This is a genomic window from Nonomuraea sp. NPDC005983, from assembly GCF_040614375.1.
Taxonomy (GTDB): Bacteria; Actinomycetota; Actinomycetes; order Streptosporangiales; family Streptosporangiaceae; genus Nonomuraea.
Window position 1 is genome coordinate 19148 of sequence record NZ_JBEXUP010000073.1, and the last position, 25397, is coordinate 44544.

Here is a 25397-nt window from a genome sequence, read left to right on the forward strand (position 1 = left end):
TCTTCGGGGTTGGTCAGGCGACTCGGTGGTACTCGTTGACGGCTCCGCCGAGCACCTTTCGGCGCTGAATCCGGCCTTCCAGCGGCCCCACGACGTGCTCATCTTGATCGGGAGGACGTTGTTGGCGGGACTGGTGCGGGCGATGGTTGTTGTAGTGCTCGGCGTATTCGTTCAGGACTGATCGCAAGTGGCGTTCGTCGTAGATCAGCATGCGGTCGGTGCATTCGGCTCGGACGGTTCGGACCCAGCGTTCGGCATAGCAGTTGGCACGAGGTGTCCGCGGCGGCGTCTTCATCACCGTGACGCCCAAACTGGTGAAGACCTCGTCGAAGACGGCGGTGAACTTGGTATCCCGGTCACGGAGGAGAAACCGGAATGACCTGGCCCGGTGCCCGTAGTCCATGAGCAGATTTCTCGCCTGCTGAGCTGTCCAAGCCTCGGTGGGATGGGCAGTGGCACCCAGGATGTGCACGCGTCGTGTTTCCACCTCCATCACGAACAACACGTACAGGCGTTTCAGGAAGATCGTGTCGATGTGGAAGAAGCCGCAGGCGAGCAATCCTTTCGCTTGCAGCCGTAGAAACGTCCGCCAAGAGGTGTCGAAGTTTCGCGACACCGGGCCGTGCTGCCGACGTGAACGCAGGATTCGTCGCACGGTCGCCTCGCTGACCTGCACGCCGAGCCGAGCCAGTTCGCCGTGGACCCGCCGGTACCCCCACCTAGGGTTCTCTCGTGCCACGCGGAGAACCAGCTCCCGCACCTCCTTGCTCATCGCAGGACGGCCGGCGCGGTGTGGGTAGGTCCATGCGCGTTTGATCAAACGACGATGCCAGGCCAATAGGGTTCCGGGGGTGACCAGCCGATGAGCTCGCAGCACCGACGGCAGGAAGCGCGCCAAGGCCGCCAAGAACGCCCGATCGGCCCAGTCCGGCTTCGGACGGACGACCTGACGCTTCAACACGGCAACCTCATGCCGGAGCACCGTGATCTCGACATCCTTGGACGCCTGGCTACGACCCAGCAACACCAGCCAGCCGAACACCCGAATCAAGGTCAGATACAGCAGACGAACCAGCACAGGCAGGGATCTTGCCCACACGACATCTGAAGGTCAAAGCCGCAGATCAGGCACCACGCGATGAGTTATGAAGCGGTACATGCTCAGAATCAACGTGAAAGAAGTTGCCGAACATTTGTCACGACCGTGGCGTCAAACCCCGATGTGAACAAGATCCAGAAACTCGCCATCCTGTCCGTTCTCCCTGTCGCTGCGGCTCTGATATCGCTCCCCGCCCAGGCCGAACCCCTCCCGAGTGGCTGCGATAGCGGCATCGGCTACCGGCACGCCTACTCGTGGGCCCGGTGCACGACGGGCGGGGGGTACGTCCGGGCGGTCGCGACGTGCGCCAAGGGCACGGCGAAGAAGAAGGTCTACGGCCCCTGGAAGGTGAACGCGGGCGCACCCGAGGACCGTCAGGCCTCCGCCTGGTGCCCGAGCTCTCACCCCAGGGTCGTCGGCCACAGCTACGACATCAAGCGCTGACCCGGCTGGCTGAAGGAGGTTGGCATGGCCCGCCCAGGGCCGTGCAGGAGTAGCGCATCCCCGCCCGCCGGCCAGCCGCAGGTGAACGGCGGGCGGGGAGCGACACGCCCCAGAAGCACAAGATGTTGGGTGTGACTTTCTCCACCACCTCTATATATGGTGTCCCTCGCAGTTGGTTCGGCCGCCCATCCAGGGCGGCCGAGGTAAGAGGGAATCCGGGGGAACTCCGGGACTGCCCCGCAGCGGTGAGTGGGAACGACCGCCGCCAGAACGCACTGGGCCACGTGCCCAGGTTGCGACGGCCATGAGGAGCCTGTGCGACGCACACGAGTCCGACGACCTGCCGGTTGCGCGGGACGGTCGACGGCACCGGTGCGAGGGTTATGCAGTGTCCCTTGCCGTAGCCTCCTGCGCGGACTTTCGGTTCACGACCGAGCTCGCGAGGAGAGAGCTCTGACGGTCACTGGGGAATCATCGACAGACCTGACCAGTACGGCGCCTGCCGGCGGGGACCAGCCGTCGCCGAGAAGAGCGCAGATGCAGGTGCGCAAGCGAAACGGCAGAGCGGAACCCGTCGACGTCAACAAGATCGTCCGGGCGGTGGAGCACTGGGCGACCGGTCTCACCAACATCGATCCGCTGGGCGAACGACATGCCCGGGTGAGCCAGGTCGCGCAATGCGTGGTGCCTGCGGTTTTGCTTGCGATTAGCCAGTCATCCAGCAGTTCCGGTAGTTCCAGCTCAAAAGATGATCACACGGACCCCGGTGCGTCTAGGGTGCAGAACATGTCCGCCCTCATCTCCAGTCTGGCCAGCTCGTGCCCGTGCCAGGCGTCACAATGCGATGCAGCCGAAGGCGAGCAGGTAACAGCCTGGCCAGCGCGGCCAGCAACGCCCGATCGGCCCAATCCGGCCTGGGCTGGGTGACCTGGCGACGCAGCACCGCGACCTCATGCCGCAACACCAAGATCTCCACCGCTTTGGAAGCGCTGCCCCGGGTGAGCAGCATTAGCCAACCGAACACCCTGACTACCAGCAGATACAGAAGGCGAAACAGCACGAGAGCCGAGCCTAGAAGACCAGGTCAGAACCTCTGCACCAGTTCTGGCACCGGACAGGTTGCAGTACAGGCCGTTGGAGCCCAAGCCCTACCCGGGCTGGCCGATCCCGCCGGAGGCATACGACCACAACTCCACCGGCCGCCCGGAGCGACTCGCCGACTTCGATCTCAGGCCGGAGTACCTGCGCAGCGACTACGCCTACGTCAGCGCTCTGCCCACCGATCCGCAGAAGATGTACGAGCACCTCTACACCGGTCTCGGCACCGACGCCAAGGCCGACGTCGAGGCGTGGTCGCGGGTCGGCGGTCTGCTGTCGGAGGCATACCTGCCCGCGGCGCAGCGAGCCGCGCTGTACCGGGCCGCCGCTGCCATCCTCGGGGTCACCACGGTGGACCATGCCGTGGACGCGGCGAGCCGCACGGGCATCGCCGCCGCCAAGACCATCGGCGGCGTCCGTGAGGAGTACATCTTCGACCGGGACACCTACCGGTACCTTGGCAAGCGCTCAGTCGTCGTCGACGAAGCACAGGCCAAAGCCCCGGTCGGGAGCGTCCTGGAGTCCAGCGCAGAGCTCAAGGTCTCGGTCGTCGACCGTGCCCCTCAGGTCACGCGCTGACACTCGTCCGGAGCGGCCACCGCCACGGCGTCGGCGGCGATCCACGAGGCCGGGGCGGTGCACGGGGCGCTGACATCCGCCAGGGTGATCCTGGGCGCCGACGGCCCTCGCGTCACCGGCCTCGGTGTCGCCCGTCCCGACGGCGGCCCGCCCGCCGACGACCGCTCGTGAGCCCTCGTCCTGTTCGCCGCCCACGGCCGCGAACCCGCCGCCGCGGAAACATCAAACAAGATCGGAGCAGCCCTCTATGGCCCATGTAAGCCTTCGTCATCAGGCTCCTACACTCCCGAGCTGAGAGAAGGAAGCTCGGTAGAGGGGCGGTTCTCTTACCGAGTCGTCGAGCTGGAAGGATGAGTGCCGTGTCCGCCCTGGAACGGGTCTCGCGCCTGGCACGCGCCGCTGTCTTTGCCGCGGTGTGCGTGGTCGTGTCCGCGGGCGGCCATGTTCTCGCCGGAGGCGCTCCGGTCACGGTGCCGACATTGTTCAGCGCCCTGTTGACGGCATTTGGCCTGGGTTTCATGCTGAGCGGACGAGAGCGTGGGCCTGAGGTCATCATCGGAGTGACGGCGGGTGCTCAGCTCCTGCTGCATGAGTTGTTCACCCGCAGTGCTTCAGCCTCCGTGATGTACGCAGATCACGCGCATGGAGGTACTCCGGGCGTCGGCATGACCGTGGCGCACCTCGTGGTCGCGGTGGTGAGCGGATGGTGGCTGCACCGAGGAGAGAGCGCGTTCTGGCTGATGGTGCGGCTGTGGGGGCTGGCTCCGCTGCCCAAGCTGCGTCGGCTGCTCGTTGGGGCGGTCGAGCCGTTGACGACCCCGGTCGGCGTCGTGCTCGTCGCCGAGGCGAAGGTGCACCGGGGCCCTGAACCTGTCCGGGCAATCCGGCGGCGTGGGCCGCCGGCACTGCTGAGCGTTCACTGACGACTGTCCCCGCCAGTCTGTCGGGGGATTCTCGCGTAGCCGACGTGCTCGTGCACAAGGCATGTCGAACACCTGTCGCCTGTCGCGGCACGCCTCAAGACAGTCGCACGTGGTCGGCGCGACCGTCTCCGCCCGCCCTGGAGCGACTGCCAGTGATGTCCGCTGAAGTGATGTTCCGCCTGAGTCGCGTCACGGCTTTCGCCGCGATGTGCTCCGGCCTGGGCACATCGGCCCACCTGTTCGGGGGCGGGAGCATGGCCAAGCCAATGGCGGTGACCGCTCTGGCGGTCTCATTCGTCGCAGTCTTCCCGGTGACGTGCCGCCAGCGGGGGACTCGGGTCTTCTTCTTCCTCCACGCGGGCGTGCCCGGCAGGCATGTGCACCCCGGTCTCGTCCCGGGCGTGGAGATGCTCTCTTCGCTGCACCGGACGGACTCGCTCCGCCCGGTTATCGAGGTACGCCTCAACGGAGTCATTTACGCCCGAACCTGAAGGGCCGTGCCCGCAGCATCACGCCTGTCGGAGGTGAGCTGCCGGCCACCAGTGGCACACCCAGCCCAGGCTGGGCGAGCCGGAGGGACTATCTCGGCGTGGTTGCGTGGCCCCTCTATCGGTGTGCCGGGCGCTTGGTGCTGCCGTTGTACGGCCGCGGGTTGCTTCAGGGCCGAGAAGGCCGCCACTCCAGTCAGCACGGACGCTACCTGCCAGACGTATCCCCATGTCCCTTTCTCCGCCGCAGACGGTTCTTCCTCTTGTCACTCAGGGAGTGATTGGTTTGAATCCTGTTGTCACCGATGAGCGCGCCGCCGACGACCGCCGCTTGACCTTGCTCGCCTTGGCCGCCCGCGACGGTGACCCCGCCGACGTGGAGGCCTTTGCCCGGGCGGTGTACGGCGATCTGCGCCGATTCCTGGCGTACTTGACCGATGTGCAGTCCGCCGATGACCTCACCCAGGAGACGTTCCTTCGCGTTCTGCGCAGCCTTCCCGGATTCGCCGGAGAGTCGTCGGCCAGAGCATGGTTGCTGTCCATTGCCCGTCGCGTGGTCGTCGACCGGTTCCGGGCAGCGCGAGCGCGGCCCGTGGTGGCGGATCTGGCCGATTGGCAGGCGGCCGTGGAACGGTGCCAGCCGCATGACCTGCCCGGCGCGCAGGACGCGGTGGATCTGGCCGAACTGCTGGCCGAAGTACCGCCGGAACGCCGACGCGCTTTCGTGCTGACCCAGATCCTGGGGCTGCGGTACGCCGAGGCCGCCGAACTGCTCGGCTGCCCGGTGGGCACGGTGCGATCCAGGGTGGCGCGGGCCCGGCACCAGCTGTCCGCATCCTGGCTCGCCGCCGCCTGATCACCCGCGGTGGGGCCGGACACACGGCTCCGGCCCCACCGCGTCAACTGGCTTCGAACGTCTGATCACAACACGCAGGAAGCCGCATGACACCTACGATCCAGCTCGTCATCGGCGCGATGACTTGCGCGTCCTGGGCCGCACGGGTGGAACGCGAGCTCAACCGGATAGGGGGTGAACGCCAGCGTCAACTACGTGACCGAGAAGGCGACCATCCAGGCTGGCGATGTCTCGGTTGAGGAGCTGATCCGGGAGATCGAGCGGACCGGCGACAACGCGGAACCGTACACGCCGCACTCCTCCGACGCCCCGGACGATATCGACGACCGGCGGGTGCGGACGCTGGGACGGCGCATGGTGGTCGCGATCAGGCTGGCCGTGGCACCGATGGACCTGTCCATGGGGATGGCGTTCGTGCCGGGGCTGCACGGCGTCCTCGTCGCGGCCGACGACGCGGCCATGGGGGCGCTCGCCCTCGCCTACGTCATCAAGCCCTCGGCCGCCGAGGCGATCGACGAACTGCACGCGTTGGGGTTGAACACCCTGCTGCTCACCGGTGACAACGTCACCACCGCGCGAGCCGTGGCCGACCAGGTCGGCATCGTCGAGGTCAGCGGCGAGGTGAGGCGGGCGACAAGCAGGCCATCGTCGCCCGCCTCCAGAGCGAAGGGCACCGCGTTGCCATGGTCGGCGACGGCATCAACGACGCTCCGGCACCGGCCCGCACCGACCTCGGCCTGGCCGTGGTCGAGGGCACCGATATGGCGCCGGACGCCGCCGACCTCATCTTGATCTGCGACGATCTGAACACCGTGCCCACCGCCCTGACCCCGGCCCGCGCCACACTGGCGCCCCTCCGCGGCAATCTCATCCGGCGTTCGGCTACAACGTCGCCGCCCTGCTGAACCCGCTCATCGCCGGTGCCGCCATGGCATCGTCCTCGGTGTTCGTGGTCTCCAACAGCCTGCGGCTGCGCCGCTTCGCCCCGCCGCCGGCGACCGCTGACTTCCTCACCGAGTACCTGGACGAACCCAACCGGTCGGACGTCGAACCGGCTCGCCAGATGTTCTGACACACAGTTAGACGGCAGCGTCCTCGAGAAGTTTCAGGGCGAGTTGCTGCAGGTCGGGTCCGGCCTTCTCAGGGCTGCCGGTGTCAAAGGGCGGCTGCGGGTCGTACTCGATCGCCAGTTGCAGCGCCTGCGCCGTCCGCTCGTCGGCGAGCTTGGCGGCCAGGTGCAGCGCCATGTCGACGCCGGCGGACACCCCCGCAGCCGTGATGATCTTCCCTGACTCGACGAAGCGGCCTGGCGCGGGTAGGGCGCCGAACGTGGTCTCCAGATAGGTGCGGGACGCCCAGTACGTGGTGGCGGGCACGCCGCGCAGCAGCCCGGCGGTGCCCAGAATCAACGCGCCGGTGCACACGGACGTCGTCCAGGTCGTGTGCTTGTGCAGGCGGCGTACCCAGTCCACGATTTCCGCGTCCTCCATGGCGGCGATGACACCGCGGTTGCCCGCGCCCGGCACGAGCAGCACGTCCGCCTGGCGCACCTGGTGCAGCGCGCGGTCGGCGACCAGGCCGAGCACTCCGGTGTCGGTGCGCACTGGGCCCACCCGTTTGGCCACGGTGACCACCGATGTGTCGGGCACCCGGCACAGCACCTCGTACGGTCCCACCGCGTCCAGCGCGGTGAAGCCGTCGTACAGCAGGATCGCCACCTGCATCCCGCGCCGCGGCGATGCGACCGCCTCCGGCGTTTCCAAGCCCATCGCTCCCAGACTCGCCCCCACACCGCTGACGGCTGCCGCTTTCAGGATCGATCTTCTGTTCATGGTCCAACTTTCTTGAGGCTGTCTCCCAGTGGTCGCATGAGCCGCTGCAAAAGTTCCCCGGGAACTGGTGTCGGTCATCGAGCCGGCCATTCCGATCGGTCCCTGGCCCGGCGCTGTGGGTTCGCCGAGCGAGATCGCGGCCCCGAGGGTCACAGCGAAGCCTGAAGGGTGTCAAAACTAGGCCCAGGGCCCTGACCTGCGTATTTCATGACTGCACTCCCTTGGTCAGCCAGCTCGCTGGTACTCGCTGATCAGCCCGCCGAGGACTTGACGGCGCTCGATCCGGCCCACCGGCAGCGGAATCACGTCGAACCCGGTGGGCGCTCGAAGGCCGAGGGAGCGGTGCGGCCGGTGCCGATTGTAATGATCGGCATATTCGTCCAGCACAGTACGAAGGTGCCACTCGTCGAAGATCAGCAGCCTATCGGTGCACTCCGCGCGTGCGGTCCGCACCCATCGCTCGGCAAACGCGTTCGCGCGAGGCGACCGCGGCGGGATCTTCAGCACGTGAATGTCGTCGCCTGCGAAAACCTCATCGAAGCTGTCGGTGAACTTCGCATCCCGATCCCGAATCAGAACTCGGAACGTCCCGGCCCGGTCCTTCAGATCGGCGAGAAGGTTACGGGCGTGCTGGGCAACCCACGCACCATCAGGGCGGGCGGTCACGCCCAGCACGTGCACGAACCGAGTGCCGACCTCCACCACGAAGAAGACGTACAACCGGCGCAGCGTGACGGTGTCCACCGTGAAGAAATCACAGGCCAGCGTGCCCGCGGCATGGGCGCGGAGGAAATCGCGCCATCGGTCATCGGCACGTCGCGGCGCCGGCCCCAGGCGTGCTCGTTTCAGGATGCGGTGGACCGTCGCACCGCTGACCCGATGGCCCAGATACCGCAGTTCGCCGCGGATACGCTCGTAACCCCAGCGCGGATTCTCCCGCGCCAGCCTCTGAATCAACGCCACGACCGCCGGATCGGTCGCAGGCCGTCCCACTCCCCGGTCCGGGAAGGTCCAGTGACGCGCCATCAGACGCCGGTGCCAACGCAGCAGCGTCCCAGGCGTCACCAATCGATGAGTGCGGAGCGCCGCCGACAGTCCCTGAGCCAGTGCGGACAGAATCGCTCGATCCGCCCACGACAGCCTCGGACGGCCCACTTGACGGCGCAGCACTGCTACCTCATGCCGCAGTATGAGGATCTCCAAGGCCTTGGACGCGTCGCCACGAGCCAGCAGTGCCAACCAGCCCACGATGCGACAGAAGATCAAATAGAAGAGACGAAGCGCCACGAGCCTCGAGCATGCCCGACCTTGACCACTGCTTCGACCAAGAAGCCGGGACAAACCCGCAGATCACAGCCGTGAACGGAGTATTGACACCCTTCAGGGAGGTCACACCCAAGATGTGCACGCGCCGCGTGTTGATTTCCATCACGAATAACACGTACAGGCGCTTCAGAAAGATCGTGTCAACATGGAAGAAATCGCAGGCCAGAAGCCCTTCAGCCTGCACCCTCAAGAAGCTTCGCCAGGAGGTATCGAGATATCGGGGCGCCGGGCGGAAGCGGCCGCGAGCGCAGGATGCGCCGCACGGTCGCCCCACTGACTCGGTGGCCGAGCCGCACCAGCTCACCGTGCACCCGTCGATGGCCCCACGCCGGATTCTCTCGCGCCAGACGGACGATCAAGTCCCGGGTCTCCCGGCTCGTCCTCGGCCGTCCGCCACGATGCGGGTAGATCCATGCACGTCGGAGCAGGCGACGATGCCACGCCAGCAACGTCGCCGGAGTGACCAGCCGATGAGCGCGCAGCACCGCCGGCAGCGACCGGGCCAACGCCGCGAGAACGGCCCGATCGGCCCAGTCCGGCTTCGGATGCCCGACCTGACGCCGCAACACCGCCACCTCATGCCGCAACACCATGATCTCCACATCCTTCGACGCCTGGCTACGGCCCAGCAGCATCAGCCAGCCGAACACCCGGACCGTGAGCAGACAGAGCAGGCGAAGAGGCACACGACGTGATCTTGTCGGCGCGGGGGGGCTGGGTCCAACCGCAGCTCGATGCGATAGCGAAGGTGTTTTGACGCGCTACAGGTGCTTCGCACGCCTTCCAACGCGCTTCGCGCGGAGAATCGGCCGTGTTCGTCGACCCTTACCGCAGGCCCGTCCGCTATTGAGAGGTGTCCCCGCGTCCCCGAAGCGCTACCCACCTGCGCAAAATGCGGTTGCCTATCTGGGACAGCCGAGGGACACGGGGCTACCGTATGTCCCTCGGAGGTGTCCTTGGTCCGACGCCCAGCTCAACAGTCTGTCTGAGCGGCCGAGCCCGTTGGCCCGGATCGGGCGCTGCGCGAGGCCCCCGCCGGTTCCGCGCCCGGCGTGCCTGCGCCCACGCAGCGTCCGGTCATGACCGGCGGCTCAGAGGAGCTTCCATTCCTGATAGGGCCGGTCTTTGGAGCACCCCTGCTGCACCACGCCGACCCCGTTATTGAGATTCCCGTCCGGCACCTCCAGGCACTTGCCGCTGTTGCGGGCGACCACACTGAAGAAGCCGTTGCGCCGCTGGACGAGCCGCCATTGCTGATTGGTCTTGGCAGGGCCGCACGTCATCTGGTGCACCGTCGCCTTGTCGGCGGTGCTCCCACCCGCGACCTCCAAGCACTTGCCGCTGTGGTCGGCGCGGATGGTGTAGTAGCCGTCGGCGAGGTAGCCGTCGGCGAGGTCGCTGTCGCCAACAGCGACGAAGTTCCAGGTCTGGTTATCGGGCGCGTCGTAGCACATCCACTGCTGGACGAACGCCGCGTCAAGCTGGCTCGCCGCCGCGACGTCCAGGCACTTGCCGCTGTGATTGGCCATCAGCTTCGCCCTGAACAGCGGGGCGTTCTCCGCCAGCGCGGCCGAGCCGGCGTTCAGCATCGCCCCGCTGACCGCTAGGGTGCACAGGCTGGCGGCGAACGCTCGTCTGGGTGCCTTCAAGGTGATCTCCCTCGGTTCAGGCCGCCCTTTGAGCTTGGGCAGCACACCCCAGCATTTATACAATGAGTGATCGACTACTAGCCGTAGGTAGTGATCTCCGTGCGCCTCGGTCGCTCTCGTCCACACCTTTTGGTTACACCGGGCTACGCCGATTGTGGCGTGAGCCAGCCCGAGGCCTCTACGGCAGGCCACCGTCTACTCTCACCAGCGCCACTGTCCCTCTCACACTTGCTTGGCCTTTACACCGCTCCGTGGAGTACGCCCAGAGATCTGGAGGTGATCGCTGATGCGGTCATGACCTGATCGGAAGCTCGTCTTCGCCAGCCGGTGCAAGTCCGGTCCGGGTAATCGTCAGGGAGCCCGGTAGCAGGCTGGCGGCCCGGCCTGGAAACGGGCCGGGCCGAAGTCCAGCGTCGAAGGCCCTATAAGGGGAGGCGACTGTGCGGTCCGCAGCGTCAAGCGAAGTCTGCCGCGCCGTTAGTGTGCCCGCCATGTGCGGGGCAAAGGGAGAGCCGAGCCCGGTCCTTCAGGGCAAAGGCCATGGACGGGGTGAAGATCCTGAAAGTGCGTGAAGGGTGTCAAAATTGGGGTCCAAGGCTCTGACCTGCGTATTTCATGACTGCACCCCGCTGGTCAGCCAGCTCGCTGGTACTCGCTGATCAGCCCGCCGAGGACTTGACGGCGCTCGATCCGGCCCTGCGCCTGCCGAAAACCCCATCCACGCAGTTCAAGCAGCCCAGACAGTGGAAGGCGCGACCTTGATGCCCAGGATGGCGAGCTCACCGTGCACTCGCCTATAACCCCACGAGGGGTTCTCCCGAACCAGCCGCAAAATGAGCACGCGGATGGACCGCACGGTGGGCAGGCGCCCAGGCCGCGTGGGCCGACCGGAGCGAGCGTGGCGCTGCTTCAGCAGATCGCGGTGCCAGCGAAGGACGGTATCCGGACGCACGGGGAGCCGCAGCCGACGCAGAACCTCGCGCGGTAACGACGTCAGGAACGCGGACAGGAAGGCCCGATCCTCGGCAGCGAACCTCACTCTGGTAGCGGCGCCGAGCTGCCGTTCAAGAACGGTGATCTGGTGACGTAGAGCAAGGATCTCGGCGTCCTTGTCCCTATCCCCCATCCGCAACAACCGCAGCGCGACAAAGGCATTCGTGACGGTCAGACAGGCCAGGCGAACGAGCACAACCGATCATTCTGCCGCGATCGGCCCCTTCCGAGGGCCGAAGCCAGAGCACACCAGGACCAGCCGGGCAAGCCGGATGACCTGCACGGATGGCATTATCGGCAGGCGCAGTCTTGGCGGTCATCGAGCACGCCACCCGCCGGGTGCGGATCCTCGGTGTCACCCCTCGCCCTACCGGGCAGTGGGTCACCCAGCTCGGCCGCGATCTCGTCATGGACCTGCAGGATGCGGGCACCGCAGCGAGGTTCCTCATCCGTGACCGGGACGCCAAGTTCACCGCGGCGCTCGACGCCGTGCTGGCCGATGCCGGAGTGCACATCATCAAGAGCGGCGTACGGATGCCAAGGATGAATTCCATCATGGAGCGACGGATTCAGACTTGTCGACGCGAACTGCTGGACCGAACCTTGATCTGGAACCAGCGCCACCTCCTGTATGCGCTACGCGAGTTCGAGACCTTCTACAACGAACACCGGCCCCATCGGGCTCTCCGGCAGGCTGCCCCGCTTCGGCCACTCTCCGATCCCGACATCGACTTGGCGTCGATCACCTCGTTCGACGTCCGCCGACGTGATCGACTCGGAGGTGTCCTGAAGGAATACCGACACGTAGCTTGACCTGGCCGGATGATTAATCGGCACCTGCACCTGGCTACGGCGCTCAGATAAACCAGCTGCAACGCCATGAACAGCGATCACGCCCGCCAGCGCGGAAACGCCAAACCCCAGATCAGCCCGCCGGCCGAGTTTCGGGCACCCACACGTGCCCGATATCGAGGACGACCCGTTCTACTCGGCCAAGCTGCTCATGTCCTGGACTCTCGAACCCGGTCGATGATCGCCTCCAGATCCGCTCCGGCGGGGAGGGTGCCGAAGCGGGCGTCGCGATCTGATCGACCGTTCCCGGTGAGGAACAGCTGGGCCTCGACCTGGTCCAGCGCTATCCGGATGGCCCCCTGGGCGACGGAGTCGTCGCCCAGCCCAGACACCTCGATGCGCGGGGGGAAGACGCATGCCTTGGCCAGGTGGTTCCGGATCGGTTCTGCCACGATGTCGCCGGCCAGAGCCAGGCTGCCGCCGACGACCACGACCTCGGGGTCGATCGAGACGATGAGGCCTTCGACGGCCTTGACGAAACGGCGAGCGAAGTCCTTCACCGCCGGCTCGGCGGCGGGCTCGTGGCGGGCGGCGGCCTCGAACAACGGCCGCACATCTTGAGGGGGGTCGTCCGCCCCGCTGCCGTGTTCGGGGTCGGCGGGCGGTAGGTGATCGAGGAGACGGCGGTACGCCTTGAGCGCCCGCTTCCCACCTGCCCGCGTGAGTTCTCCCGCGGCGCCGTGCTGGCCCTTCGGGATGCGGCCGTCGATCAGGAAGCCGGTGCCCATGCGCAGCCCGGCGTGAAGATACACGACATTGTCGGCGGCCATGGCCGCCCCGATCCAGCGTTCGGCGGCCGCGCCGGCCCGCATGTCGTTCTCCACGACGATCGGCGCGCCGATGATGTCGCCGAGCTCCGCCGAGAGATCCACGCCGGTCCAGCCGGGGAGATTGGACAGCAGGACGCGGCCGGCGGCGTCGACGATGCCGGTGGTCGCCACCGCCGCGCCCAGGACGGGTCGCCGTCCGGGCGCGGCGTCGTCGAGGACGCGTGCCACGGCGCGGCGGACCGCTTCCAGCCGCTCGGGTCCGTCGGCCCGCCGGGACACCGGCGCGTGGTGGGAGGCCACGATCGTGCCGACCAGATCAGCCGTCAGGACGTGGACCCAGTCGGGGGCGACATCGACGCCGACGACGTGGCCGGCGTCGGCCCGGAAGCCGAACCGCCGGGCCGGCCGGCCGGCCGCGCGGCCCGTCCCGCCCATCGGCTCCAGATCGTTCAGCAGACCCTGCTCCAGCAGCGACTCCACGACATCCTCGACGGTGGGCCGGGAGACGCTCACCGCCTTTGTGATCTCGGTGAGCGTCATCGAACCAGGCTGCGTCGGTGTGCCGGACCCGGTCGCCGTCCCGGACAGTAGGGCGCTGTGCAGGACGCGCAGCACCGCCGCCGAGTTGAGCTTGCGGAGCACCGAGGGATCCCCGTTCAGACCAGCCATCTCCACCTCTTGACGGTCCCGATGTGAGCTGCAACACTACCAGCCATCCGAGATATAAAACAAACTTTATTTATAAACCTGCCCTACGTCGCGCCACGGGGAAGACCCAGCCTCCGCCGGATTTAGGCGGCCCGCCCCCCTTCGAAGGAGCATCAGCATGTACGTACCGCGTGGAACCAGGCTTCGCACGGCCGCCGCGGTCGCGGTGGCCGCGGCGCTGGCTCTCAGCGCCTGTACCGTCGGAGACGGGAACGTCACCAAGGCGTCAGGCAGCGGTAGCGCCGTCACACTCACGTTCCTCACGTTCGAGAACCCCAACCTGACCAGTGAGTACTGGGACGCCGCGATCGCCCGCGCGAGTGCGAAGGTGCCCGGGGTGACGATCAAGAAGCTGGTCGGCACCAACAGCACCGCGTACCTCCAGCAGCTCTACGCGTCCGGCCAGGCGCCCGACATCATGACGAGCATCTCGCCGGACGGCTTCGCGCAGAAGGGCGAGCTGGCGCCGTGGAGCGCGGACGAGATGAAGAACTTCATCGACCCGCACGCCGGCGCCATCAAGGGCCAGACGTACGCGCTGTCGTTCAACGTGCAGCCGATCCCGCTGGTCTACTACAACAAGGACGACTTCGCCAAGGCGGGCATCACCACCGCGCCCAAGACCTACGCGGAGTTCCTCGACGACTGCGCGAAGCTGAAGGCGGCGGGGATCATCCCATTGGAGATCGGCGGCGGAGGCAAGGACACCTGGGCGGCGGCGTTCGGGTTCGGGGCCATCGTGTCGTCCGACATGCTGACCAAGACCCCTGACTGGTTCAGCAAGCGCGCCGCCGGCACGGTGAAATTCTCCGACCCGGACTTCGTGGCAGCCGCCCAGAAGGCCGCGGACCTGTCCAAGAAGGGCTACATCGACACCGCCGGGCTCAGCCGCTCCTACTCCGACGTCGAGCAGGCGTTCCGTGACAAGAAGGCCGCCATGTACCCGATGGGCTCGTGGTTCTCGGCTTCCCTCGACAAGAACAAGCCGTCGTTCGACGTCGGCGTCTTCGGCTGGCCCAGCGACGCCGGGCAGAACGTCGTCCCGGTCGTCACCGGCGGCGGTCTGATGGTCAACTCGAAGGCCAAGGACGTCGGCCTCGCCAAGAAGTGGGCCCTGGCATTCGCCGAAGACAAGGCCAATCTCGACAACAGCGTCCTGGCCGACGGGCTCATCATCGGCATCAAGGGCTACACGCCGCCGGCCAACGTCGGGGCGATGTACACGCAGACGCTCGACATCTACCAGAAGGCGCAGCAGAGCGGCCAGACGGTGCCGGCCTGGATGAACACGGCCGGCGACGGCTCCCTGCCGCCGGGCTTCTCCGACCAGCTGAACGCGGCGATCGTCGACCTGATCACCGGGCGCAAGTCGCCGCAGGCCTTCGCGGCGTATCTCGACCAGCGCTACGCCGCGGCGACGCGCTAGATCCCATCGGGACCTGAACTTGGAGCCGCACATGCAAGGCGTCAAGAACCATGATCGGCCGACCGCGGCCGGACTGCGGGGACCGTTCGGATCGGTGAAGCGGGCAAGACCGCCGATCGGCGCCTCGCGGCCCGTCGCGGCCAAGCGCAGGCGGGAGGGTGGGACGTACCGCTTCCTGGTGTTCGCGCTGCCAGGCATGGCTGTCTACGTGGGCCTGGTGCTCGTCCCGATGGTGATGGCCATCGGGACGAGCACCACCGACCGCAACGGGTTCCGCCCCGCGACCCACTTCGTCGGCCTGCGGAACTACGGTGACCTGTTCTCCGACCCCGCGTATCTCCTGACCCTGCGGAACACGCTGATCCTCACCGCGATCGTCACGATCGTCCCGAACGTCCTCGGGCTGGCCATCGCGCAGCTGCTGGACCGGCGCGGCTGGGCCTTCAACGCGATGCGCGCGGTGTTCTTCGTCCCGGTGGTGCTGTCCTCGGTCGTGGTCAGCGTCATCTGGGAGACGATCATCACCGATGACGGACTGCTCAACCGGGTCCTGCGCGGCCTGGGCGTCGCGCATCCGCCGGGGTGGCTGTCCGATCCGGGGATCGCACTGTACAGCGTCGCCTCAATCATGTGCTGGCAGATGCTCGGCCTGTGCGTCGTCATCTACCTGGCGGGCCTGCAGGGTGTCCCGCAGGAGCTGATGGAGGCCGCGGCCATCGACGGCGCCAGCCCGGTGGCCCGCTTCCGCGCGGTCACCTGGCCGATGATCGCCCCGGCCGTCACCATCTGCACCGTCCTGCTCATGATCGGCGGATTCAAGGCCTACGACCAGGTCAAGGTCATGACGAACGGCGGCCCGGGCATCGGCACCACCACCACCCTCGCCTTCGACGTCGTCGTGACCGGCATCGATGGGGCGCACATCGGATACGGCGCTGCCAAGGCCACGCTGCTGCTCGTGCTGATCGCGGCCGTCTCCTTCGCCGCGCTCCGCCTGCTGCGCCGCCGGGAGGTCGAACTGTGACCACGCAGACCTGGACCGGCCCGGTCCGGACCCTCACGGCCCTGACGGTGACGGCGGTGTTCATTCTGCCCGTCTACCTGGTGCTGGCCAACACCTTCAAGCCGGGCACGGAGATCTTCGCCCACCCCGGAACGCTTCCCCTGCACCCGACGCTGGACAACATCCGGAACGTCACCGGCCGGACCGACCACCTGTTCTGGGCGGGCCTGTTGAACAGCGTCCAGGTCACGGCCCTGTCTGTGGTCTTCTCCACGATGCTCTCGGCGATGTTGGCGCACTACCTGGTGCGTACCAAGACCCGCGGCGCCCGTTTCATCGCCGTCCTGATCCTGGCCGGCCTGATGATCCCCAGCGCCGTCACGCTCCAACCGATCACCGAGGTGCTCGGGCAACTGCACCTGATGGGCACGGTTCTGGGCCTGGTGCTGGTCAACGTCGCGGCGAACCTGCCGTTCGGCGCCCTGCTGTTCATGGGCTTCATCAAGAACATCCCGCTGGATCTCGAGGAGGCCGCGGCCCTCGACGGAGCCGGGCCGCTGCGGACGTTCTGGTCCATCGTCTTCCCCCTGCTGCGACCCGCCGCGGCCAGCGTCCTGATCTTCGCGGCGGTCAGCGTGTGGAACGACTTCATCACACCGCTGATCGTGCTGGGCCCGGCCAACGGCAGCACCGTGACCGTCGGCATGTACCGCCAGATCAGCGAGCACGTCTCGGACTTCGGAGCGGTGTTCGCGTTCATGGTGCTGTCCACCATCCCGATCTTGATCCTGTTCCTGTTCTTCCAGCGCTACTTCGTCAAAGGCCTGCTCGGCGGGGCCACGAAGGGATGATCCACAGCATGTCCGGCTCGCAGTTCACCAATGCCGTCGACTCGCCTGGCAGGCTCCTGACCATGGCCGTGGCCGGTGGAGGGGCGCGCGGCTTTGCCTACGCCGACACCGTGGTCCGCCTGCCAGAACCGGTGCGCGTCGTGGCGGTGGCCGAGCCCCGCACGATCGCGCGCGGTCGGTTCGCCGCCCGGTTCGATGTACCCGCCGACAACGTCTTCAAGGACTGGCGCGACCTGGCCGCGGCGCCCCGGCTCGCCGACATGGTGGTCGTCAGCCTGCTCGACCACCAGCACGTGGAGGCCGTCCTGGCCTTCGCCGAACGCGGCTACCACATCCTCCTGGAGAAGCCGATGGCGACCACAGAGGAGGACTGCGTCAGGATCCTGGAGGCCGTCGAGGCGGCCGGCGTCCACGCCGCGGTGTGCCACGTGCTCCGCTACACGCCCTACACCGTCGCGCTGCAGAAGCTGCTCGCGGACGGCGCGATCGGGGAGATCGTCTCGATCGAGCACCTGGAGCCGATCGGGCACTCGCACTTCGCCCACTCGTTCGTGCGAGGCAACTGGCGCCGCGCCGACGAGAGCAGCCCGCTGCTTTTGCAGAAGTCCTGTCACGACATCGACTGGCTGATGTCCCTGATCGGCCGCCCGGTGAAGCGGGTCTCCTCGTTCGGCAGCCTGAAGCACTTCAACGCCGCGAACCGGCCCGAGGGCGCCGCCGACCGGTGTGTCGACTGCTCGATCGAGCCGGACTGCGCCTTCTCCGCCGCGCGGGTCTACCGCCGGGGCGTCGCCGCCCCGGACTCCTTCGACGGCTACAACGCGCTGGTGATGGCCGGTCAGCTCACCGCCGAAGCGGTCGAGGACGCGCTGGCGCACGGACCGTACGGACGGTGTGTCTACGCCAGCGACAACGACGTCGTGGACCACCAGGCGGTCCAGATGGAATTCGACGGCGGTGCGACGGTGAGCTTCACCTTGACGGCGTTCGCCGAGGGCACCAATCGCAAGACCCGCGTATTCGGCACCCGGGGTCAGATCACCGGCGACGGGCGATACCTCGAGTTGTTCGACTTCCTGTCGGAGCGGACCACGGTGATCGACTCCGACGCCGGCACGGGCCACACGGCCGCCGACGGACACGGCGGAGGCGACCGCGCGCTGCTGGAGGCATTCGTCCGCGGACTGCGCGAAGGCACCGCCGGGAGCATCCCGTCCGGCCTGAAGGAGAGCCTGGCCAGCCACCGGGTCGTCTTCGCCGCGGAACGCGCGCGGACCGAGGGGACCGTCATCGAACTGCCGGCGCAGACGTGATTCAGGCGTTCGGCGAGAGCTCCTGAAATGAACTGCCGGGGCCGCGTGGCGATGAGGGCCCGGCGTGGTGAAAGGACATTGATCGGACATGGGTGACGACCTGGCGGTCGAGCTGCCGCGATCCGGGGCGGAGGTTCGCGTCGCAGCGACCGTCCCGCTGGGATCACCGCCGACCTGGGCGGTGTCGCAGCGCCGGTTGTTCGACGTGCTCGACGAGGCATGGCGAGTCTTCGAGCGCCGCTACTGCGAGCCGGACGGACGGCTGGCCTACCGCGACCATCCGATGGGCCGGGACGGTGCGGACGATTTCTACGAACCCTTCTTCAACTGGCCCGCCCTGTACCTGCTCGGCGGCTCCTCCGATGTACTGGACGCGGCCAAACGCCATTGGAACGGCGTCACCGCGCAGCTCACCGAGCTCGGCCTGCTCAAGGACGAGTTCGACCGCGGCTATGACTGGTTCCATCAGGGCGAGTCGCTGCTGTTCCTCTACGGGATCTGCGCGGCCGACCCGCGGGATCCGGACTTCCGGGAGCGGGCCGAGCGTTTCGCCCGTCTGTACCTGGCCGGGGCGCCAGAAGGGAACTACGACGCCGAACGGAACATCATCAGGGCCCCGCACAACGGCGCCGACGGGCCCCGTCCCTGCCTCGGCGAGGAGATGGACGCCTTCCCGCCCGACGCGGACATCTTCCACCCCTACGGGTTGCCGCTGCACGACGTGCCGGGCATCACCGAGTGGGACGACCTCGCCGACGACGTCAAGGCGCGGACCATGGGGCAGGCGATGCGAGAGCGCCTGGGCCGCGGCGACACCGCGATCAACCTGTGCGCGACGTCCCTGCTGACAAACGCTTGGCTGTACGGCAACGATGCCGCCTACGCCGAGTGGATCACCACCTACGTGCGCGGATGGCTCTCCCGCGGCCGCGACCTCGGCGGCGTCTTCCCCGACAACGTGGGGCTGTCGGGAAAGGTCGGCGAGTACCACGACGGCCGCTGGTACGGCGGGCATTACGGGTGGACCTGGCCGCACGGCTACCACACCGTCGGCGCCGCCGCGCTGATCGGCGGCATGAACGCCGCCTTCGTGAGCGGCGACACCGAGTTCCTGGAACTCGCCCGGCTTCCGCTGCGTCAGGTGATGGAGCAACGCCGCCCCGGCGTGGTGCCGGAGACCGAGATGAGCCAGCGCCGGCCCTGGACCGAGCGGCTCGCCGACGAGGCGAAGCTCCCGGTGATGCTGTACCCGCACCGCCACGGCCCGTCGGGATGGTTCGACTTCCAGCCGATGCAGACCGCGTTCCCGACGTGGCTGTGGTGGTACTCGATGGAGAAGGGCGACGCCGAGGTGCTGCGGGACATCGGTGCGCGCAGCGGGTACGACTGGGCCCGGGTGCGCGCGTTCCGCGACAAGGAGGAGGCCGGGCACGAGGCGCCGTGGCTGGCGTACCTCAACGGCGACAACCCGCGCTATCCGGAGGAAGCGCTGGCCATGGCGGCGGCCCAGGCGGCGCACCGGCTGGCGCTCGTCGCCGCCGACGACGAGCGGGACGTCGAGGACATCCACTGGTGGCAGCGGAAGAACCCGGTGGTCACCGAAGTCCTGACGCAGTTGACCACGGGCGCCCCGCAGGTGCTCTACAACGGCGGGCTGCAGCACGCGCGCCTGCGGTACGGGGACGCCGAAGCGGGCCGGCCGGGTCTGCCGCCGGACGTCGCGGCCCTGATCGACCACCTCGACGACCGCTCGACGCACGTGACCCTGGTGAACCTCAGCCCGACCCGGCCCCGGCTGCTGTGGCTCAGCGCGGGCGCCTTCGGCGAGCACCGCATCGACCGGGTGACCTACGACCGCCGTGAAGACAGCCACCCCGGCGATCCGCTCGGCTACGCGCTGCCCGCCCCGGCCGCAGAGCGGTTCAGCGAGAGCGTCGACGGCCCGAGGCTCGTCGTGTCCCTGCCGCCGGCCCACACCATCCGCCTCGAACTGGACATGACACTGCGCGCCTACCCACCGCAGCATCAGACGTTCGACGCCATCAGACCTTCGGAGAACAACGCATGAGCACCCATCCGTCCGACGCCGTGTGGCCCATCCCGGTGCGTGGCACGCGCCCCGCCACGCCCGACCCGGCCCTGGTCGCCGAACTAGCCCGGGTCAGTTCCGCCACGGCCTGCGCGAAGCTGCACGCGGACGGCGTCCGCCGCACCTTCGTGCAGGGGCCCGTCCCCCTCGTCGACGGACACCGCGTCACCGGGGTCGCGCGGACGCTCCAGTTCATGCCCCAACGCGAAGACGTGGCGACCGGGCTGGGGCAGGAGGACGTGGAGAAACACACCGCCCTGTGGGAGGTGCTCGAGGTCGTCGAACCCGGCGACGTCCTGGTCGTGCAGGCCTTCGGCAGCCCCTTCTCCGGGTGCTTCGGGGACATGCTGGTCCGCTACTTCCAACGTAAGGGCGGCGCCGGGATCGTCGTCGACGGCTACATCCGCGACGCGCCACGCGTCCGGCAGCTCGGCGTCCCGATCTGGTGCCGGGGCACGACCCCGCACTACGCCTCCCAGTCCGAGCTCTTTCCGTGGGCCTACGACGTCCCCGTCGCGGTCGGCGGCGTGTTGTGCCTCCCCGGTGACCTGGTCGTCGCCGACGACGACGGCGCCGTGGTCGTCCCGGCGGGCAAGGCCGCCGCGGTCGTCGCCGAAGCCCGCGACCACGAGGAGTGGGAGGTGTTCAGTCGCCAGCGGATTGACGAGGGCGCACGGCTGAGCGACTACTATCCGCTGACCCGGGCCACCCGAGCCGAATACGAGCAGTGGCGGCGGGACGGGCGCTGATGCGAACGGGATCCGGCTGCCGACGCCGCCCCGGTCCAGCACATCGTCGGCACCAGTGGTGAGGAGTCCTCAGCAATGACGACGTTCCGCTTACGCCGTGGCACGGCCGGCTTACTCGGGCTGTTCGTGCTCGTCGGCATGGTCCCGGGTCACCCCGTGGCCCAGGCAGCGACCCAGACGACTCTCTGGGTCGCCCCGCCCAACGATCCGACGACACCGGGCAGCGACACCAACGTCGGTGACCAGCAGCACCCGTTCGCCACGCTCAACCACGCACGGCAGATGGTGAACAGCCTCCGGGCCGGTGGCACGCAGACCGGCGACATCGTGGTCAACATCGGCCCCGGCACCTACTACACCCCCGCACCGGTGGAGTTCACAGACGCCGACTCCGGAACCGGCGGCTTCCAGGTGATCTACCGGAACGCGCCCGGCAGCGCCGTCGGCTCGGCGAGGTTCGTCGGCGGCAACCCGGTCACCTCCGCCTGGAACCTCGTCACCGCCGCCACCGGCAGTGACGCGGCGCTGCCCGCGAGCGCCGCCGGACGCGTGTACAAGACCAACGTCGGCACCGGCACCCCCTTCAACACCCTCTACGTCGACGGCACCCGCGCGACGACGGCCAGGACGCCGAACCACGCCGTCGACCCGCGCTTCCCCTCGGCGCTCGGCGGCTACTTCAACGCGACCGGCGGCGGCATGACCAGCCTGGTCTACAGCGCCACCGACCTGCCCAACACCTCGGCCTCCATCAAGGGGCTGACCGGCGCGCAGCAGGCCAACCAGCTCGACGCCCAGCTCGTCGCCTGGGACTACGGCAAGGCCTGGATGACCGACACCATCCCCCTCGGGTCGGTCAGCACCTCCACCCGCACATTCGCCTTCAAGGCAGTCGCCGGGCATCCCGAGCTCAACCGGCCCAAATACCCGATGGCGAGCGGATCGCGCTACTTCGTGCAGGGCAACCTGGGCTTCCTTGACGCGCCCGGGGAGTACTACTACAACAAGACGACCGGCGACCTCTACTACTACCCCGTGAACGGGGCCGACCCCAACCAGCAGTCGATCGTCGTCCCCACGACCGAGAGCATCCTCCGGGTCGCCGGAGCCTCGCGGACGAACCAGGCGTCGAACATCACCTTCGACGGTCTGGCGTTCGAGGGCACGGACTTCCCCGACTACTACTCCTACGGCTGGAACTGGGGCGACGCCGGCGCGGGCATGGGCACCTACCCGCCGGAGGCGGCCGGCGCCACCCTGCCGTCCTACAGCGAGTCCACCGAGCGGGTGGAGTTCCAGACTGGCAACATCGTGATGACGAACGCCAGCCGCATCACGGTGACGAACGCGCACATCAAGAACGCCGGGATGTTCGGCGTCGAGCTCTACCTCGGCGTCGACCACGTCACGGTCTCGAACTCCCTCATCGAGGCCACCGGGCACGGCGGCGTCAACGTCGAAGGCGGATACCCCGGAACAGGCGGAGACGCCTCCGGCAACGGGTACACCACCGACAACACGGTGACCAACAGCCTGATCCACGACGTCGGACAGCTCGTCGGCCAGACCGCCGGCATCACGATCAACAACGCCACGGCCACCACGGTGTCCAACAACGAGATCTACAACTCCCCACGCCGCGGGCTGTTCATCATGGGCGGCTGGCCCCGCAACACCGGGACCGCGACACCTAACGACAAGGGCTACAACCGGATGACGGACCTGTACGCCCACCACAACGTCTTCACCCGCAACTACCTGCACGACCTCCAGCAGGATGGCGGCGACGACGGCGGGTTCTTCTGCGCGATGCTCTACCGGGGCACCGACGGTGCCACCGCGAACCGGGTCAACACCATCGACCAAATGCTGATCGACGACGTCGGCGCGAACCCGTCCATGGCCGACTACGCGCCCAACGACCTCAACCTCGACATGGGCTGCTCCGGTTTCACGATCAGCAATCTGAAGGCCGTCAACCCGCAGAACTTCAACGCCGAGCTGATGACGATCGAGCAGTACTCGGACGTCATCAGCCTCACGAACACGAACATCGACTACGGCTCAGCCGTCAACCAGCTGGCCACGTTCGACGACACCAGGATGGACTACGCGAACATCGGGCTGACGGCGTCGTTCCCGAGCGGGTACAGGCCGCAGGTGACCACTCCGGTTCCGCCGCTGAACGTCTACTTCCAGGACGCCTTCGAGTCCGGGCTCGATCTGACGAAGTGGACCTACCGCGGCGCCGCGCCGCAGATCTCCACGGAGTTCATCGCCGAGGGCGTCCTCGGTGGCAAGCGGTCCCTGCAGCTCGACAGCGACAACTCTCCGGCCGGGGCCAAGCCTGTCCTCGTCCGCGACTTCGGCCAGCCGCTGCAGCGGATCGTCACCGTCGACTTCTTCGACCGGCAGAGCTCGGTTCTGGCGACGTACAACTCGGGGGTTCCCCGGCCGACCACGGTCAGGTCGTTCGCCCGCGCGGACGACGGGCAGCGCGTCGTCGGCCTCGGCGTGGACACCGCGGTGAGCTCGACGGCCTACGTCCTGCAGAACGGTGCGACGCAGACGGCCACCACCGTGCCGCGCACCTACGGCTGGCACCGGTTCACCTGGGACTACACCGGCGGGACCGGCGCCACGGTCTCGATCGACGGCACCGTCGTCGGCACGGTCGGCGGGCTCGCCGGCGTGAGCCGTCTGGAACTGGGCAACGCCGACGGCAAGGGCATCACCTTCTACGACCGGGTCTCCGTCCACGGCGGCACCGGCACCGGCACGGCTCCCGCCCTGCCCGGTCCGTCGATCGACCTGGCGCAGAACGCGCCGGCCACCGCTTCCACCGTGGAGACGTCGTCGTTCCCGGCCTCGAACGCCACCGACGGTAACCCGGCCACCCGCTGGTCCAGCCAGTACGCCGACCCGACCTGGCTCCAGGTCGACCTCGGGTCGGTGAAGACGTTCAACCGGGTGGTGCTGGCGTGGGAGGCCGCGTACGGCAAGGACTACCAGATCCAAACCTCGAACGACGGCACCACCTGGACCACCGTCGCCGCGCGCACCGGGGGATCGGGCGGCACCGACACGCTGAGCGGGTTCACCGCCAGCGGACGCTACGTCCGGATGTACGGGACCGCCCGCGGCACGTCGTGGGGTTATTCCCTGTACTCGTTCCAGGTGTATGACGACGGCGCGGCCAAGACCGGTGTGGTCCTGCGGGCGCACGCGAACGGCGCGTACGTCACGGCGGCAAGCGGCGGCGCGTCCGCGCTGATCGCCAACAGCTCGTCCGTCGGCCAGTGGAGCGTGTTCGACGTGATCGACAAGGGCAACGGCGACATCGCGCTGCGCGCACACGCGAACGGAAAGTACGTGTGCGCTGACAACGGCGGCACGTCCTCGCTGATCGCCAACCGCACCGCCGTCGGCCCGTGGGAGACGTACAAGCTGATCCACAACGCGGACGGCAGCGTCAGCCTGAAGTCGCTGTCCAACGACCGCTACGTGACCGCTGCCGACGCCGGCGCGTCGCCCCTGATCGCCAACCGCACCGCCATCGGTCCGTGGGAGGAGTTCGACCTGGTCGCCGTCTGAACGACCGATCGGGAGGCTGCCCGGCCGGCATGAGCCGGCGGCCTCCCCGCCAACCGCGCACGTTCCAGCCCGCCCTTGACGAGGAGACACGGTGACGAGCCTCGGCCCGCCACAACGGCCCAACCCCCTTGACCTGCCCGCCTTCGGCCCGACCTCGCGGCTCCCGTCGGGCAGTTCGTCGTACTCCTCCCCAGCTCCCTAGCGCGCACGTATCGCGATAGGAGCTATCACCAACGACAACTACACCTGGGTCTAGCTGTATCGCCCGGCGGCGCCTACGCCGCGCGAGACCTACTCACGCACCCCGTCTGCGCAGCGCGCCTGACCAAGCGGCAGGCGGCCGGCCGAACCAGCTCCGGATCAGCTCCAAGTGGTTGGTGTCGCTGCGGATGGTGCTGTCGGCCAGCCCGGCTGAGGCCCACGCGAACACGAACCCTGCCGGCACATCGGTCTCGACGTCGGCGAGCTACTCCGCACTCACCGGCCCAGTGCTCGCGCAGATCCCGTACGGCTGCCAGCCCACCTTCATGGTGCGGCACTCCCCCAGCCACACCATCGACATCACGCTGGCGGAGTTGGCGATTGAGACGGATGTAGCGGATCCTCTGCCAGCTGGGTGAACGCCCTGACAGCCCAGTCCGGCAGTGGCTTGTCCCGGCTGGTTGCGTCCGCGGGAGTGGTGTACGAGTCTGGCCTGGTCACAGGCGTGGCGTCGTGAAATGAAGACGGCCATCGAGTGATCCTTCGAGTAGCAA

General features: G+C 67.8%; 23 protein-coding genes, 2 pseudogenes and 1 riboswitch. Of the genes and pseudogenes, 17 read left to right on the plus strand and 8 right to left on the minus strand.

Going from position 1 to position 25397, the window contains the following annotated elements; genetic code table 11:
* Positions 1 to 13 precede the first annotated feature (13 nt).
* Entirely contained in the window at positions 14 to 1078 is a 1065-nt protein-coding gene (locus ABZ297_RS28105) for an integrase core domain-containing protein (RefSeq protein ID WP_355351733.1), read from the minus strand.
* A gap of 144 nt (positions 1079 to 1222) precedes the next feature.
* Here ABZ297_RS28105 and ABZ297_RS28110 point away from each other — a divergent pair, with 144 nt between their 5' ends.
* Together ABZ297_RS28110 and ABZ297_RS28115 are read left to right on the plus strand one after the other, a co-directional pair.
* A complete protein-coding gene (locus ABZ297_RS28110) occupies positions 1223 to 1543 on the plus strand; it encodes a hypothetical protein (RefSeq protein ID WP_355351735.1) in 321 nt (106 codons plus the stop codon).
* A 156-nt stretch (positions 1544 to 1699) separates the two neighbouring features.
* Positions 1700 to 1906, plus strand: a riboswitch (cobalamin riboswitch).
* Positions 1907 to 2080: 174 nt separating this feature from the next.
* Positions 2081 to 2164: pseudogene (locus tag ABZ297_RS28115) on the plus strand (ATP cone domain-containing protein); the annotation flags it as partial.
* A gap of 175 nt (positions 2165 to 2339) precedes the next feature.
* Here ABZ297_RS28115 and ABZ297_RS28120 read toward each other — a convergent pair.
* Positions 2340 to 2603 carry a hypothetical protein gene (locus tag ABZ297_RS28120; RefSeq protein ID WP_355351780.1) on the minus strand — a complete coding sequence of 88 codons (264 nt, stop codon included), beginning with the start codon at positions 2601 to 2603 and terminating at the stop codon, positions 2340 to 2342.
* A 74-nt stretch (positions 2604 to 2677) separates the two neighbouring features.
* Here ABZ297_RS28120 and ABZ297_RS28125 point away from each other — a divergent pair, with 74 nt between their 5' ends.
* From ABZ297_RS28125 to ABZ297_RS28150, 6 genes and pseudogenes are all read left to right on the plus strand, one after another.
* Positions 2678 to 3220, plus strand: a complete 543-nt coding sequence (locus ABZ297_RS28125; protein ID WP_355351737.1) for a CU044_5270 family protein — start codon at positions 2678 to 2680, stop codon at positions 3218 to 3220.
* Between the two features lie 359 nt (positions 3221 to 3579).
* Complete coding sequence (locus ABZ297_RS28130; RefSeq protein ID WP_355351739.1) at positions 3580 to 4143, plus strand: MFS transporter; 564 nt, start codon at positions 3580 to 3582, stop codon at positions 4141 to 4143.
* 717 nt (positions 4144 to 4860) lie between these two features.
* Positions 4861 to 5487: a sigma-70 family RNA polymerase sigma factor gene (locus ABZ297_RS28135; protein ID WP_355351741.1), complete on the plus strand. Its 627-nt coding sequence runs from the start codon at positions 4861 to 4863 to the stop codon at positions 5485 to 5487.
* Positions 5488 to 5946: 459 nt separating this feature from the next.
* Positions 5947 to 6036 (plus strand): annotated as a pseudogene (locus tag ABZ297_RS28140) (hypothetical protein); the annotation flags it as partial.
* A gap of 95 nt (positions 6037 to 6131) precedes the next feature.
* Positions 6132 to 6392 (plus strand): hypothetical protein, encoded by a 261-nt coding sequence (locus tag ABZ297_RS28145; RefSeq protein WP_355351776.1) that lies wholly within the window; start codon positions 6132 to 6134, stop codon positions 6390 to 6392.
* A gap of 23 nt (positions 6393 to 6415) precedes the next feature.
* Complete coding sequence (locus ABZ297_RS28150; protein ID WP_355351743.1) at positions 6416 to 6559, plus strand: hypothetical protein; 144 nt, start codon at positions 6416 to 6418, stop codon at positions 6557 to 6559.
* A gap of 7 nt (positions 6560 to 6566) precedes the next feature.
* On the opposite strand, the gene ABZ297_RS28155 is transcribed toward ABZ297_RS28150, so the two are convergent.
* The 5 genes from ABZ297_RS28155 to ABZ297_RS28175 form a co-directional block, all read right to left on the minus strand.
* The gene (locus tag ABZ297_RS28155; protein ID WP_355351745.1) at positions 6567 to 7256 is read right to left on the minus strand and encodes a DJ-1/PfpI family protein; all 690 of its coding nucleotides are present in this window, start codon (positions 7254 to 7256) and stop codon (positions 6567 to 6569) included.
* A gap of 288 nt (positions 7257 to 7544) precedes the next feature.
* Positions 7545 to 8606: an integrase core domain-containing protein gene (locus ABZ297_RS28160; RefSeq protein WP_355351747.1), complete on the minus strand. Its 1062-nt coding sequence runs from the start codon at positions 8604 to 8606 to the stop codon at positions 7545 to 7547.
* A gap of 212 nt (positions 8607 to 8818) precedes the next feature.
* The gene (locus tag ABZ297_RS28165; RefSeq protein ID WP_355351749.1) at positions 8819 to 9331 is read right to left on the minus strand and encodes a helix-turn-helix domain-containing protein; all 513 of its coding nucleotides are present in this window, start codon (positions 9329 to 9331) and stop codon (positions 8819 to 8821) included.
* Between the two features lie 405 nt (positions 9332 to 9736).
* A complete protein-coding gene (locus tag ABZ297_RS28170) occupies positions 9737 to 10339 on the minus strand; it encodes an RICIN domain-containing protein (RefSeq protein ID WP_355351751.1) in 603 nt (200 codons plus the stop codon).
* 682 nt (positions 10340 to 11021) lie between these two features.
* Entirely contained in the window at positions 11022 to 11483 is a 462-nt protein-coding gene (locus ABZ297_RS28175; RefSeq protein ID WP_355351753.1) for a hypothetical protein, read from the minus strand.
* Positions 11484 to 11596: 113 nt separating this feature from the next.
* Here ABZ297_RS28175 and ABZ297_RS28180 point away from each other — a divergent pair, with 113 nt between their 5' ends.
* Positions 11597 to 12100, plus strand: a complete 504-nt coding sequence (locus ABZ297_RS28180; protein ID WP_355351755.1) for an integrase core domain-containing protein — start codon at positions 11597 to 11599, stop codon at positions 12098 to 12100.
* Positions 12101 to 12288: 188 nt separating this feature from the next.
* Here the strand turns inward: ABZ297_RS28180 and ABZ297_RS28185 are convergent, their stop codons facing one another.
* Positions 12289 to 13578, minus strand: a complete 1290-nt coding sequence (locus ABZ297_RS28185; RefSeq protein WP_355351757.1) for an ROK family transcriptional regulator — start codon at positions 13576 to 13578, stop codon at positions 12289 to 12291.
* A 157-nt stretch (positions 13579 to 13735) separates the two neighbouring features.
* Between ABZ297_RS28185 and ABZ297_RS28190 the strand changes: the two genes are divergently transcribed.
* From ABZ297_RS28190 to ABZ297_RS28225, 8 genes are all read left to right on the plus strand, one after another.
* Positions 13736 to 15043, plus strand: coding sequence for an extracellular solute-binding protein (locus ABZ297_RS28190; protein ID WP_355351759.1), 1308 nt, complete (start codon positions 13736 to 13738; stop codon positions 15041 to 15043).
* A gap of 94 nt (positions 15044 to 15137) precedes the next feature.
* On the plus strand, positions 15138 to 16067 hold the full coding sequence (locus tag ABZ297_RS28195; RefSeq protein ID WP_355351760.1) for a sugar ABC transporter permease: 930 nt from the start codon (positions 15138 to 15140) through the stop codon (positions 16065 to 16067).
* The gene (locus ABZ297_RS28200) at positions 16064 to 16897 is read left to right on the plus strand and encodes a carbohydrate ABC transporter permease (RefSeq protein ID WP_355351762.1); all 834 of its coding nucleotides are present in this window, start codon (positions 16064 to 16066) and stop codon (positions 16895 to 16897) included. Before ABZ297_RS28195 ends, ABZ297_RS28200 begins: the two co-directional genes overlap by 4 nt.
* 8 nt (positions 16898 to 16905) lie before the next feature.
* The gene (locus ABZ297_RS28205; protein ID WP_355351764.1) at positions 16906 to 18210 is read left to right on the plus strand and encodes a Gfo/Idh/MocA family oxidoreductase; all 1305 of its coding nucleotides are present in this window, start codon (positions 16906 to 16908) and stop codon (positions 18208 to 18210) included.
* A gap of 88 nt (positions 18211 to 18298) precedes the next feature.
* A complete protein-coding gene (locus ABZ297_RS28210; protein WP_355351766.1) occupies positions 18299 to 20278 on the plus strand; it encodes a hypothetical protein in 1980 nt (659 codons plus the stop codon).
* Complete coding sequence (locus ABZ297_RS28215) at positions 20275 to 21048, plus strand: hypothetical protein (RefSeq protein ID WP_355351768.1); 774 nt, start codon at positions 20275 to 20277, stop codon at positions 21046 to 21048. Before ABZ297_RS28210 ends, ABZ297_RS28215 begins: the two co-directional genes overlap by 4 nt.
* A 75-nt stretch (positions 21049 to 21123) precedes the next feature.
* Positions 21124 to 24642, plus strand: a complete 3519-nt coding sequence (locus ABZ297_RS28220; protein WP_355351770.1) for a discoidin domain-containing protein — start codon at positions 21124 to 21126, stop codon at positions 24640 to 24642.
* A 377-nt stretch (positions 24643 to 25019) separates the two neighbouring features.
* Complete coding sequence (locus tag ABZ297_RS28225; RefSeq protein WP_355351772.1) at positions 25020 to 25262, plus strand: hypothetical protein; 243 nt, start codon at positions 25020 to 25022, stop codon at positions 25260 to 25262.
* Positions 25263 to 25397 lie beyond the last annotated feature (135 nt).

Bases quoted from the DNA above. Each gene is read 5' to 3' on its own strand.
- ABZ297_RS28205 (WP_355351764.1), top strand. From the start codon at position 16,906: ATGTCCGGCTCGCAGTTCACCAATGCCGTCGACTCGCCTGGCAGGCTC.
- ABZ297_RS28185 (WP_355351757.1), bottom strand. From the start codon at position 13,578: ATGGCTGGTCTGAACGGGGATCCCTCGGTGCTCCGCAAGCTCAACTCG.
- ABZ297_RS28150 (WP_355351743.1), top strand. From the start codon at position 6,416: ATGGCATCGTCCTCGGTGTTCGTGGTCTCCAACAGCCTGCGGCTGCGC.
- ABZ297_RS28220 (WP_355351770.1), top strand. From the start codon at position 21,124: ATGACGACGTTCCGCTTACGCCGTGGCACGGCCGGCTTACTCGGGCTG.
- ABZ297_RS28190 (WP_355351759.1), top strand. From the start codon at position 13,736: ATGTACGTACCGCGTGGAACCAGGCTTCGCACGGCCGCCGCGGTCGCG.
- ABZ297_RS28155 (WP_355351745.1), bottom strand. From the start codon at position 7,256: ATGGGCTTGGAAACGCCGGAGGCGGTCGCATCGCCGCGGCGCGGGATG.
- ABZ297_RS28135 (WP_355351741.1), top strand. From the start codon at position 4,861: ATGTCCCTTTCTCCGCCGCAGACGGTTCTTCCTCTTGTCACTCAGGGA.
- ABZ297_RS28215 (WP_355351768.1), top strand. From the start codon at position 20,275: ATGAGCACCCATCCGTCCGACGCCGTGTGGCCCATCCCGGTGCGTGGC.
- ABZ297_RS28210 (WP_355351766.1), top strand. From the start codon at position 18,299: ATGGGTGACGACCTGGCGGTCGAGCTGCCGCGATCCGGGGCGGAGGTT.